Source organism: Sabulicella glaciei (genome assembly GCF_026183895.1).
Lineage (GTDB): Bacteria > Pseudomonadota > Alphaproteobacteria > Acetobacterales > Acetobacteraceae > Roseococcus > Roseococcus glaciei.
Genome location: NZ_JAPFQI010000008.1, coordinates 52,441 through 63,981 on the forward strand (window position 1 = coordinate 52,441; position 11,541 = coordinate 63,981).

Below are 11,541 nucleotides of genomic sequence, written 5' to 3' on the forward strand. Positions count from 1 at the left end.
GCAACCGGACGATGAGCAAGATCAGCCGCTACGGCAGCAACCCGATCCTGTCGGGCGCGGTCGAGTACCACAACTTCGTGTTCTGCGCCGGCATGACCGCCGACGACCTTTCCCTGGACGTGACGGGCCAGACCCGCCAGGTCGTGGCCAAGATCGACGCCGCGCTGGAGAATTTCGGCACGGACAAGACGCGCCTTCTCCAGGCCCAGATCTGGTTGAAGGACATCCGCGACCGCGATGCCATGAACAAGGTGTGGGTGGAGTGGCTGGGCGATGCCGGCCGCCCGGCTCGTGCCTGCGTGGAGGCCAACATGGCCGATCCCCGTCACTTGGTGGAGATCATGGTCACGGCCTGCCGCTGACCGATCACCCTTCCGAAGGGAACGGCGCCCTGGACTGTCCAGGGCGCTTTTTTATTGGGAATCGGCAACCACACCGCCTGACTGGCGTTTTTGCACGCCACGATCTGGTTGTGACATTTTCGCCGCAACACTGTGTCCCATGGCCCGTGGCGCAGGTCAGGCAGGACGATGTTCCTGATCAAAGCGCCAAACCGGTTGGCTATCCGACAAATCACGGTGAGTTTCGCATTGTAACGCAACGGCGGGTTGCAGACCCGATCATGCTCCCGGCTTAGTCCCCTCGCGCCAGACGGGGGGTCCTTCTGGCACCGCGCTCCAGGAGGGATTGCATGCGCCTGAAAGCCGCGCTTCTGACCATGTGCCTCGGCTTTGCCGGGATCACCGCAGCCCCAGTGGCGGAAGCCGCTCGATCCGAGGCAAGGACGCAAAGCGGACAGGCACGGCCAGCCCAGCAATCCCGCCCGACCCGGCCCGCACCGAGCCACCGCGCGAGCCTGCAAACGACGCGCGGTGCCACCCGCGCCGTTTATTCCCCCGGCATCTCCTGCGTGCCCTATGCGCGCAGCGTCACGGGCATGGACATCTTCGGGAACGGTCGCGAGTGGTGGGGCAACGCGGCGGGCCGATATGCCCGCGGCCAGCGCCCCGAATCCGGATCGATCCTTTCCTTCCCCGGCACGGGCGGCATGCCGATGGGCCACGTCGCCGTGGTGTCGCGCGTTCTCCATGGCCGCATGATCGAGATCGACCACGCCAACTGGGGCGGCCCCGGCATCCGCCGCGGGCAGGTCATGCGGAACATCCGCGTCATGGACGTGTCGGACGACAATTCCTGGACGCGGGTGCGCGTGCAGGTCGGCTGGGACGGCACCACCTTCGGCCGCGAGTACCCGACGCACGGCTTCATCCACAACCGCCCTGCCACGACCTACGCGGCGAACGAGGACATGATCCGTCACGTCTCCTACACGCGCGGCGAGACGGTGCGCCCTGCCGCCCCTGCGCAGCGACGTCCGGCGGCGCACACCCAGCAGCGGCGGCGCTAGACCACGCGCCGGGCTCGCGGCGGCGCGGCTCAGACCCTAGTCCCTGGTTTTCGCCCCGGGTTCACCACAGCGGCGCTTCCGCCTCCACGGAGGAGGCGCTAGGCCGCTCGCGAGCGGTCCCAGAGATTGGGCACGAACTCGTTGCTGTAGCCCGAGATGAAGCGGCGCTTCTCGCCGGTTTCCGGGTCGAAGCTGTGGCGCTCCACCGCGCCGATATTGCCGCCATACACGTGGATGGAGATGCTGGGCCGATCGGTCAGCGCGTTCTCTACCCAGTGTGCGTCCTCCTCGCCGGAGCCGACGCGCACCACCTCGCCGGGGCGAAGGCGGTCCACCTGGCCGGCGCGCATCCGGCCCTCCGGCGTGGGGTGCATGGTGACCGACACCTCCTCGCCCCGCAGCATTCCGACCAGGCCCCAGACCTTGTGGTTGTGCACCGGCGTGCGCGCGCCCACGCCCCAGACGAAGCTGACCACGCTGAAGCGCTCCAGCGGGTCGCAGTGCAGCAGGTATTGCCGGTAGCCCGGCCCCGGCTCCGCCATGGCGTCAGGCAGCCAGTCATCCTCGCGCACCAGCGCCTCCAGCAGGGCGCCGCCCTCTTCCAGCCAGCGCGCCTCCTCCGGCGATTGCTCGGCAAGGCGCGTCATCGCCTGGATGAAGCCACGCAGCTTGTCGGTCCCGGTCATGGCTCCCCCAGCGCCCGCCGCGCCGTCTCGGCCAGGAAGCCGCTCGCGACGGGCAGGATCTCGTCGTTGAAGTCGTAATTCGGGTGGTGCAATTCGCGCCCGTTCTCGGCGGGGCCGTTGCCGATCCAGACGAAGGCGCCCGGCACCTCATGGAGGAACCAGGAAAAATCCTCGCCCGTCATGGCCGGGGGCACGTCGCGGCGCATCTCGGTCACGGCGGCGGCGGCGCTCGCAGCCAAGTCGCGCTCCCGCGGGTGGTTCGCGGTGACGGGCACGCCGCGGACGAAGCTCACCTGCTCCTGCAGGCCGAAGGCAATGGCGATGCCGCGTGCCACCTCGCGCATCCGCTCCTCGATCAGGGTGCCGACCGAATCGTCCAGCCAGCGCGCCGTCCCCCGCAGCACGGCGCGGGACGGGACCTGGTTCTGCGCCTCCCCCGCCTCGGCCATGGTGACGCTAACCACGCCGGCCTTCATCGGGTCCACCCCGCGCGCCACGATGGATTGCAGCGCCACGATGGCATGGCCCGCGCCCAGCATGGGGTCGCGCGTCAGGTGCGGCAGCGCGGCATGGCCTGCGTGGCCGTCGAAGGTGATGTCGAAGCGCGCCCCCGCCGCCATCACCGCGGCGTCGTGCACTGCCACTGTCCCAGGCGGCAAGCCGGGCCAGTTGTGCCAGCCGAAGATGCGGTCCATCGGGAAGCGCTGGAAAAGACCGTCGGCAATCATCTTGCGGGCGCCACCCCCGCCCTCCTCCGCCGGCTGGAACACCAGCTGCACCGTGCCAGTCCAGCTTTCGTCGGCCTGCAGCAGCGCGGCGGCACCCAGCAGCGCGGTCGTGTGCCCGTCATGCCCGCAGGCATGCATCACGCCGCGCTTGGTTGAGCGGTGGGGAAGCGCCTCGTCCGCTTCCTGGATGGGCAGCGCGTCCATGTCGGCCCGCAACCCCACGGCCCGGTTTCCGCCGCCCCGGCGCAGTGTGGCCACGACGCCGTGTCCTCCGATTCCCGTCTCGATCTCGGTGATGCCCAGTTCCCGCAGCTTCTCGGCCACGAAGGCCGCGGTGTCGCCTTCGTCCAGCGTCAGGCCCGGATGGGCGTGCAGATGGCGGCGCCAAGTCGTAAGGCGGCGGTGGAGATCCTGATCCATCGCGCGAGAGTAGCCGCTGCCGATCATGCGGACCACTGCCGGATGCGGAACGGTTTTTTCTCCGTGTTGTCGTTTCGCGCTCTTGTTCTTATGAACGATGGTTGTATCCCCTTCCTGAAACCGCGCTCAGGTTGCAGGCGCAGGAGGTTAGATGAAATTCGCGGATATTGGCCAGCAGCTCCGCGCCTATCGCATGGAATCGGGCATGCGGGCGGAAGAGATTGCGGCCCGCCTCGGCGTTTCGCGCGCCGCCCTGTATCGCTACGAGAAGGGCGAGGTGATCAAGCTGGAAACGATCCGCCGGCTTGCGGAGCTGTTGAAGGTCTCGCCCCTCGCCTTGCTGGGCATCGGCATCGAGTATTTCGCCCGTCCTGCCGCCTTCCAGGAGCGGCTGCGCGGACTGGAGGAACAGGCCGACCAGGTGCTGCAGATCGGCTTCCCCTATTGCGACCTGCTCACCTCGGACGGCTTTGACGGCGCGCTCGCCGAGGCGTGGCGCCAGGCGGCCCCGCCGGGGGCCGAAGGCACCGCCATGCTGGCGCAGGCGGATCAGGCGCTCGGGGCGCTGATCGCGCGCAAGCGGCTGCACGCCGCGCGCCGCCCGACCGTGATCGCGGTGCTGGGCGAGGCGGCGATCGGTTCCTTTCTGTCCCAGGGCCTGTGCTACGGCCTCGACCTGCCGCCTGCCACGCGCGAACGCTGCAAGGAGGCGGCGCGGCAGGAGGTTCTGGCCCTCGCCTCGCTGATGGACTCCATGCCTCTTGGCCTGCAGATCGGCCTCACGCGCGGCCCGCAGCCCGCCGCGCCCTTCGTGGTGCTGCGTGGGCGGGAACGCGCGCATGTCGTCACCTCGCCGCTTTCGGCCGAGCTGCCGGCCGGCGCCCAGGTGGGCGTCGCAGGGATCACGGCGGCGGATGAGGCGGTGGCGGCGCATCAGCGCATCGCCGAGACGATCTGGCGCGAGGCGCTGAAGGGTCCCGAGGCGGCGGAGCGGCTCCGCGAACTGGCGCGCCGGGCGGTCCTGCTGGCCGACTAAAGCGCGCCGGGCTTCAGCCCGACAGATGGCGGCGCGGCCAGTGCCGCGCCAGCAGCCCGTCCACCGGCCCGGCCACCACGGAGATGGCCCAGATGGCAGCGGCAGAAAGCAGGATCGACGGGCCGCTCGGCACGTCCAGGTGAAAGGATGCGCCCAGCCCGAGCAGGCTCGCCGAAAGGGCGATGCCGCAGGCCACCGCGACCATTCCGCCCACGCTGCGCGACCAGTGGCGCGACGCGATGGCGGGCAGCATCATCAGCCCCACCGCCATCAGGCTCCCCACCGCCTGCACCGCCGCCACGAGGTTCAGCACCACGAGGCCCAGCAGCGACAAGTGCCACGCCGAGCCGCGTACCCCCACCGCCCGCGCGAAGGCCGGGTCGAAGCATTCCAGGATGAGCGGGCGCCACGCGAAGGCAAGGAACGCCAGGGTGAGGCTGGCGCAGCCCGCCATCAGCAGCAGCGCCGGGTCGTCCACCCCCAGCACGCTGCCGAACAGGATCTGCGTCAGTTCCACCGCCGAGCCCCGCCAGGAGATGATCGCCACCCCTGCGGCCAGCGCGGTGAGGTAGAGCGCGGCGAGGGACGCATCCTCCCGCCCGCCCGTGCCGCGCGCCAGCGCCCCCGCCCCGAGGGCGATCAGCAGCCCTGCCAGCATCCCGCCCAAGGCGAGGCCGGGCAGCCAGAGCCCGAACACGACGAAGCCCAGCGCCACGCCCGGCAGCATCCCATGCGACAGTGCATCCCCCGCGAGGCTCATCCGGCGGAGCACCAGGAACACGCCGAGGGGCGGCGCGGAGAGCGACAGCGCCACGCAGCCCAGCAGGGCGCGGCGCAGGAAGCCGAACTCGATGAAAGGGTCGAAGGGAGTCACGCCGCCCGCGCGCAGGGCTCCGCGTGGGGGTCCCAGCCTTCCGCCATGCGCCGCGCGCGCAGCCGGTTGGCAGGGGAGAGCGCCTCCTCGGTCGGGCCCACCGCCACCGCCTCGCGCGCCAGCAGCAGCGTTTCCGGGAATTCGTCGCGCACGAGGTCGAGGTCGTGCAGCACGGCGAGGATCGTCCGGCCCTCGCCATTCCAGCGCCGCACCAAGGCCAGCAAGTCGGCGGCGGTGCGGGCGTCGAGCGCGTTGAACGGCTCATCCAGCAGGATCACCGGCGCATCCTGCAGAAGCAGGCGCGCGAAGAGCAGACGCTGGAACTGGCCGGTGGACAAGCTGCCGACGGGGCGCCCCGCGAAACCGCTCAGCCCCACCGCCTCCAGGGCGCGGAGCACGCGGCCATCCTCGGCGATGCGGCCGAAGCCGCCGCATTCGGCCCATAGGCCGAGCATCACCGCCTCGCGGCAGGAGAGGGGGAAGGAGCGGTCCAGCCCGGCCTGCTGCGGCAGCAGCGCCACGCGGCCCTCGGCCACGATCTCGCCCTCCGCCGGGGAGTGAAGCCCGGCGATGGCGCGCAACAAGCTAGACTTTCCGGCGCCGTTGGGCCCGACAACGGCCATCAGACCGCCCCGGCGCAGGGTGAAGGACAGATGATGCACGGCCGGGCGCCGGTCATGGCTCACCGTCAGGTTGCGCACCGCGAGGCTCATGCCGCGAGCGCCCAGAACACCCCGGCCCAAAGAACGGCCAGCAGCACGGCCGCGAGCGCGAGGCGCGCGCTGGCCGGGGCTGCGAGGTCGAGAGGGTTGGTGGGGCGAAGCATGAGGTTATCATGTAACATGCCCGCGCGCCGGTCGCCAATGCGGATCGCCATGCCTATTGTTCGGGGCATGAACGCCCAGGACGAGGCGCTGCGCGCCGCCCTGGCCCGGCACCGGGCCTTCGCGACCTTTCTTCTCCTCCTCATGGGTGCGCTGATGGTGCTCGGCTATGCACTGCCGCCCTCCTTGGGGGCCGACCTGCTGGCGGCCTCGGCCAAGGCGGGCGTGATTGGCGGGCTGGCCGACTGGTTCGCGGTCACAGCGCTGTTCCGTCGTCCGCTCGGCCTGCCCATCCCGCACACCGCCATCATCCCCCGCCAGAAGGAAAGGCTGGGCCAGGGGCTCGGCCGCTTCGTCGCCAACCACGTCTTCACCGAATCCGAGGTAGCGCGGGTGATCGCGCGGCTGGACGTGGCGGGCATCGTCGGCAATTTCCTGGCCGACCGGCAGGCCAGCCGCCCGGCCGCCGAAGCCCTGGCCGCCGCCCTGCCCCGCCTGCTGCAGACGCTGGAGGATGGGCGGGCACGGCGGATGCTCACGCGCCTCCTGCCGCGCGTGGCGGGCGGGCCGGGCGGGGCGCAGGTGGTGGCGCGGGCGCTGCGCGCGCTGCTCGCCGGTGGGCGCCACCAGGCCGTGCTGGACCTCGCGCTGGACCGGCTGAAGCTGATCCTGGCCGAGCGGCAGGACTCGCTGCGCGACGCCATCAAGACACGGGTGCGGGAGTCGGGCGGAGCGCTGGTGGGCTGGGCGGCCGGCGCCTATGTCGCCAACCGCGTGCTGGACGCCGTGAACACCGAGTTGGTCAAGATGGAGCCGGGCGATTCCTCGCTGCGCCAAGCCTTCGAGGCGTGGCTGGAAAGCGAGATCGAGCGGCTGGAGAACGAGCCGCAACGCGCCGCCGCGCTGGGCAACGCCATGCGCCAGGCCCTGGCCCACCCCGCCGTCGCCGAGTGGCTGAACGACGTGTGGAACCGCCTGCGCGACGCGCTGGCCGCCGACGCCGCCAACCCCAATGGCCGGAGCGTGGCGGTGATCGAGGGCGCACTGGCCAATGCCGGCCGCTTCCTGGCCGAGGACGAGAATGCGCGCGCCAAGCTGAACGCCGCAGTGGAGCGCACGCTGAACACCCTTCTCCCCTCCGCCCAGACGCGGCTCGCCGAGTTCATCGCCGGGGTGGTGAAAAGCTGGGACACGGCCGAAGTGACGGAGAAGATCGAGCTGCGCGTGGGGCGAGACCTGCAATACGTGCGGATGAACGGCACGATCGTCGGCTTTCTGGCCGGCGGCGTGCTTTACCTGCTGATCTACGCCCTGGTCGGGAGGGTCTCCCACTGATGAAGCCTCTTTCCTCCTGGCGCGAAATGTCGCCTGGCCAGCGCTTCGACTTCGGCACGCTGGCGCTCGGCGAGGCGGAGATCATCGAGTACGCGCGCAAATTCGACCCGCAGCCCTTCCACACTGACCCCGAGGCGGCTCGGCAGGCGCCACTGTTCAACGGGCTGGTGGCGAGCGGCCTGCACACGATGGGCGCGTGCTTCGGGCGCATCATGGGGTCCGGGCTCTTTGTCGAGGTCAGCCTGGGCGGGTCGCGCATCGACACGCGCTGGCCCGCCGCGCTGCGCCCGGATGAGGAAATCCGGGTGGAAGGCGAGGTGCTGGCCGCCGAGGCGCATCGCAAGCGCCCCGGGATGGGCGTGGTGACGATGCGTTACACCGGTACGCGCATCGCCGACGGGATGGTGGTGATCACCATGGAAGGCACGCATTTCCTGAAGGAATAAGCGGGCCGCTCAGCCCTCGAAACGCAGAGCCACCTCGCCGATGCCGGCAAGGCGGCCCAGGGCGCGCGCGCCCGGCGCGGCGAAGAGCATGCCGGTGAGTGAGCCGGTGGTCAGGATCTCGCCCTGTCGCAGCGCTTCCCCGCGGGCGGCAAGGCGCCGCGAAAGCCCGTGCAGCAGCCACTCCAGGCTGCCCGCGGTGTTGGCGCCGCGCGTCGCGGCCACGACCTCGCCATCCAGGCGCAATTCCGCTTCCAGCGCCGAGAAGTCCAGATCGCGCATGGGAATGGGCTCGCCCAGGACCAGCGCGCCGTGGGTCTGCAGATCGGCCAGCTTCAGCAAAGCGGGCGCCCGCTCCCATCCCGCCAGCCGCGTTTCCACCACCTCGATCGCCGGCAGCATCGCGTCGAAATCCGAGCGCCGGAGCGCCTCGCCGGCGGGGACGTCCCGGCTGAGGCGCAACGCCAGTTCCAGTTCAACCCCTCGCATCGCGCCAGGGAACACCGTGCCGGAGGGGAGCAGGCACCCGGCAGGCAGCGGCGCGGAAAGCGGCGTGGCGCTCGGGCTCGCCGCCCCCACCTTCCAGCCGCCGCGCAGGCCGATCCCATCCAGCATCGCCGACTGCACCGCATAGGCGGCCGCGGCATCAGCCGGTGGGGCCGTGCTGGCCGGCACCGGCGCACCGCCCTTCCAGGCGTCGAGAAGCAGGGTCGCGAGACGGGAATCGGCCATGCGGCCAGGATGGCGGCCACCGCGCACAAGTGAAAGGGGCGGCGCCGTCTCCGGCGCCGCCCCTTCCAGCTCCCCGAAGGATGCGGGCCTTAGCCCGCCGCCTTCATGATCTCGTCCGCCACGTTGCGCGGCACCGGGTCGTAGTGGTGGAACTGCATGGAGAAGGAGGCGCGCCCCTTCGTCATGCCACGCAGGTTGGAGATGTAGCCGAACATCTCCTTCAGCGGCACGTGCGCACGGACGATGACCGAGGTCCCGGCCATGTCCTGCGACTGGATCACGCCACGGCGGCGGTTCAGGTCGCCCACCACGTCGCCGACGTGATCCTGCGGCGTGGTCACCTCCACGTCCATGATCGGCTCCAGGATCACCGGGCCGGCCTTCTTCATGCCTTCACGGAAGCAGGCCTTGCCAGCGATCTCGAAGGCCAGGGCCGACGAGTCGACGTCGTGGTACTTTCCGTCCACGAGGGTGAACTTGAAGTCCACCGTCGGGAAGCCGGCCAGCACGCCCGTGTCGGCCTGGACCTTGATGCCCTTGTCCACCGCCGGGATGTATTCCTTCGGCACGGATCCGCCGACGACGGCGTTCACGAACTCGATGCCCTCGTTCCGCTCCTTCGGCTCGAAGGTGATCTTCACCTCGGCGTACTGGCCCGAGCCACCCGACTGCTTCTTGTGGGTGTAGGTCTCGGTGTGCGGCTTGGTGATCGTCTCGCGGTAGGCAACCTGCGGGGCGCCGATGTTGCAGTCCACGCCATACTCGCGGCGCAGGCGGTCCACGATGATCTCGAGGTGCAGCTCGCCCATCCCGGACAGGATGGTCTGGCCGGTTTCCTGGTCGGTCTTCAGCCGCAGGCTCGGATCCTCGCCGGCCAGCTTCTGCAGGCCGATCGTCATCTTCTCGACGGCTTCCTTGGTCTTCGGCTCGACCGAGATGTCGATCACGGGAACCGGGAAGGCCATGCGCTCCAGCACCACCGGATCCTCGGACGCGGCCAGGGTGTCACCCGTGCCGGTGTCCTTCAGCCCCACGAAGGCCGCGATGTCGCCGGCGGAGACCTCCTTGATCTCCTCGCGCTTGTCGGCGTGCATCTGGAACATGCGGCCGATGCGCTCGCGATGGCCCTTGGTGGTGTTCTGGATCATGTCGCCCTGGCGCAGCGTGCCGCGGTAGACGCGCACGAAGGTCAGGTTGCCGTACTTGTCGTTGATGATCTTGAACGCCAGCCCGGCAAAGGGCGCGTTCTCGTCGGCCGGGATCACGCGGCGCTCGGCCGTCTCGTCCTGGCCTTCCTCGGGGGCAACCTTGATGCCCTCGATGTCCACCGGGCTCGGCAGGTAATCGAGCACCGCGTCGAGCAGGGGCTGCACGCCCTTATTCTTGAAGGCGGAGCCGCAGAGCACCGGACGGAACTCGCCCGAGATCGTGCCCTTCTTGATGCACTTCTTGAGGGTCGCGACGGAAACGTCGCCCTTGTCGAAGTACTCTTCCATCGCCGTCTCGTCGATGCCGACAGCGGTGTCCACCAGCTTCTGGCGGTACTCGGCGGCCTTGTCGGCGAGCTCGGCCGGGATCTCGGCGTAGTCGTACTTCGCGCCCAGCTCATCGCCCTGCCAGACGATGGCGCGCATCTCGACCAGGTCGACCACGCCCTTCAGCGAGTCCTCGATCCCGATGGGGATCTGAAGAGCCACCCAGTTGATGCCCAGCTTCTCGGTCAGCGTCGCGGCGGCCTTGTAGAAATCGGCGCCCGTGCGATCCAGCTTGTTGATGAAGATGATGCGGGGGACGTTGTAGCGGTCCGCGAGGCGCCAGTTGGTCTCGCTCTGCGGCTGCACGCCGGCCACGCCCTCGATGATGAACACCGCGCCATCCAGCACGCGCAGCGAGCGGTTCACCTCGATGTTGAAGTCGATGTGGCCCGGGGTGTCGATGACGTTGATGCGGTGGCCTTCCCACTCCGCCGTCACGGCGGCGGAGGTGATGGTGATGCCCCGCTCCCGCTCCTGGTCCATGTAGTCGGTCGTGGTGTTGCCGTCATGCACCTCGCCGATCTTGTGGGACTTGCCGGTGTAGTAGAGGATTCGCTCCGTCGTGGTCGTCTTCCCGGCGTCGATATGCGCCGTGATGCCGATATTGCGGATCTTCTCGAGAGGGATGCGCGCCACGGTGGGCCTCCATGCGGCAAGGCAGGCCGGCACCCGTGCGGGTGCCGCCTGCCCGTCGTGATTCAGGAACAGGTCGTCAACTCTGTGCGGGGCATGTGCCCCTTCCCGACGAAATTTGCAAGCGATACCAGCGCTGCAAGGCCCGCCTGCCGGACATGACCGCCCTGCCGGCCGGGATGGGCGGCGCCTCAGACCGTCAGCAGCAGCCGCGCCGCTTCGAGGTCCAGTGCTGTCGTCGGGCCCGAGAGGGCAACCTGCCCCCGGACCATGACGGAAAGCTGGTCTGCCAGTTCGCGCGCCCAGTCGAAGTACTGCTCCACCAGCACCACGGCGAAACCACGGTCCCGCGCCAGGTGCCGGATCACCCGTCCGATTTCCTTGATGACGTTGGGCTGGACGCCCTCCGTCGGCTCGTCGAGGATGAGGAGGCGCGGCCTAGCGGTCAGGGCGCGGGCAATGGCCAGCTGCTGCTGCTGCCCGCCCGACAGGTCGCCGCCCCGCCGACGCAGGAACTGCCGCAGGATGGGAAAAAGGTCGAACACCTCGCCCGGCACGGAGGAGCCCCGCGGGGCCGCGGCCAGTGCCGTTTCCAGGTTCTCCTGCACGGAAAGAAAGGGAAAGATCTCCCGCCCCTGCGGAACGTAGCCGATGCCCGCCCGCGCCCGGTCCGCGGGGGCCAGCCGGGCGATGTCGCGCCCTTCCCATGCGATGGAACCCCCGCCGACCCGCTCCAGACCCATGATGGCGCGCAGCAGGGAGGACTTGCCGACCCCGTTGCGCCCCAGGACCGCATGGACCTCACCCGGGCGGACGGTGAGCGACACGCCCCGCAGGCAGAGCGATGCGCCATAGGACAGGGTCACGTCCTTCACCTCCAGCACTGG

The 11,541-nt window shown here is 69.7% G+C and carries 12 protein-coding genes; 5 read left to right on the forward strand and 7 right to left on the reverse strand.

What is annotated here, in order from left to right:
- Positions 1-11: 11 nt before the first annotated feature.
- Both OF850_RS11780 and OF850_RS11785 read left to right on the forward strand, forming a co-directional pair.
- Positions 12-362, forward strand: a complete 351-nt coding sequence (locus OF850_RS11780; protein WP_301590324.1) for a RidA family protein — start codon at positions 12-14, stop codon at positions 360-362.
- A gap of 329 nt (positions 363-691) precedes the next feature.
- Positions 692-1,408, forward strand: coding sequence for a CHAP domain-containing protein (locus OF850_RS11785; RefSeq protein ID WP_301590326.1), 717 nt, complete (start codon positions 692-694; stop codon positions 1,406-1,408).
- 98 nt (positions 1,409-1,506) lie between these two features.
- On the opposite strand, the gene OF850_RS11790 is transcribed toward OF850_RS11785, so the two are convergent.
- Both OF850_RS11790 and OF850_RS11795 read right to left on the reverse strand, forming a co-directional pair.
- Positions 1,507-2,094 (reverse strand): cysteine dioxygenase family protein, encoded by a 588-nt coding sequence (locus OF850_RS11790; RefSeq protein ID WP_301590328.1) that lies wholly within the window; start codon positions 2,092-2,094, stop codon positions 1,507-1,509.
- Positions 2,091-3,242: an amidohydrolase gene (locus OF850_RS11795; RefSeq protein WP_301590329.1), complete on the reverse strand. Its 1,152-nt coding sequence runs from the start codon at positions 3,240-3,242 to the stop codon at positions 2,091-2,093. Before OF850_RS11795 ends, OF850_RS11790 begins: the two co-directional genes overlap by 4 nt.
- A gap of 151 nt (positions 3,243-3,393) precedes the next feature.
- On the opposite strand from OF850_RS11795, the gene OF850_RS11800 reads away from it, so the two are divergent.
- Complete coding sequence (locus OF850_RS11800; protein ID WP_301590330.1) at positions 3,394-4,278, forward strand: helix-turn-helix domain-containing protein; 885 nt, start codon at positions 3,394-3,396, stop codon at positions 4,276-4,278.
- A gap of 13 nt (positions 4,279-4,291) precedes the next feature.
- On the opposite strand, the gene OF850_RS11805 is transcribed toward OF850_RS11800, so the two are convergent.
- Together OF850_RS11805 and OF850_RS11810 are read right to left on the reverse strand one after the other, a co-directional pair.
- A complete protein-coding gene (locus OF850_RS11805) occupies positions 4,292-5,152 on the reverse strand; it encodes a metal ABC transporter permease (RefSeq protein ID WP_301590331.1) in 861 nt (286 codons plus the stop codon).
- Positions 5,149-5,865, reverse strand: coding sequence for a metal ABC transporter ATP-binding protein (locus OF850_RS11810; RefSeq protein WP_301590332.1), 717 nt, complete (start codon positions 5,863-5,865; stop codon positions 5,149-5,151). Before OF850_RS11810 ends, OF850_RS11805 begins: the two co-directional genes overlap by 4 nt.
- A 162-nt stretch (positions 5,866-6,027) precedes the next feature.
- Between OF850_RS11810 and OF850_RS11815 the strand changes: the two genes are divergently transcribed.
- Together OF850_RS11815 and OF850_RS11820 are read left to right on the forward strand one after the other, a co-directional pair.
- Positions 6,028-7,311, forward strand: a complete 1,284-nt coding sequence (locus OF850_RS11815; RefSeq protein ID WP_301590333.1) for a DUF445 domain-containing protein — start codon at positions 6,028-6,030, stop codon at positions 7,309-7,311.
- Complete coding sequence (locus OF850_RS11820) at positions 7,311-7,757, forward strand: MaoC/PaaZ C-terminal domain-containing protein (RefSeq protein ID WP_301590334.1); 447 nt, start codon at positions 7,311-7,313, stop codon at positions 7,755-7,757. Before OF850_RS11815 ends, OF850_RS11820 begins: the two co-directional genes overlap by 1 nt.
- 9 nt (positions 7,758-7,766) lie before the next feature.
- Here OF850_RS11820 and OF850_RS11825 read toward each other — a convergent pair whose 3' ends face one another.
- The 3 genes from OF850_RS11825 to urtE form a co-directional block, all read right to left on the reverse strand.
- Positions 7,767-8,486 (reverse strand): 2-keto-4-pentenoate hydratase, encoded by a 720-nt coding sequence (locus OF850_RS11825; RefSeq protein ID WP_301590336.1) that lies wholly within the window; start codon positions 8,484-8,486, stop codon positions 7,767-7,769.
- An 89-nt stretch (positions 8,487-8,575) separates the two neighbouring features.
- Positions 8,576-10,657 (reverse strand): elongation factor G, encoded by a 2,082-nt coding sequence (gene fusA, locus OF850_RS11830; RefSeq protein ID WP_301590337.1) that lies wholly within the window; start codon positions 10,655-10,657, stop codon positions 8,576-8,578.
- 188 nt (positions 10,658-10,845) lie between these two features.
- Positions 10,846-11,538 (reverse strand): urea ABC transporter ATP-binding subunit UrtE, encoded by a 693-nt coding sequence (gene urtE / locus OF850_RS11835; protein WP_301590338.1) that lies wholly within the window; start codon positions 11,536-11,538, stop codon positions 10,846-10,848.
- Positions 11,539-11,541: the final 3 nt, after the last annotated feature.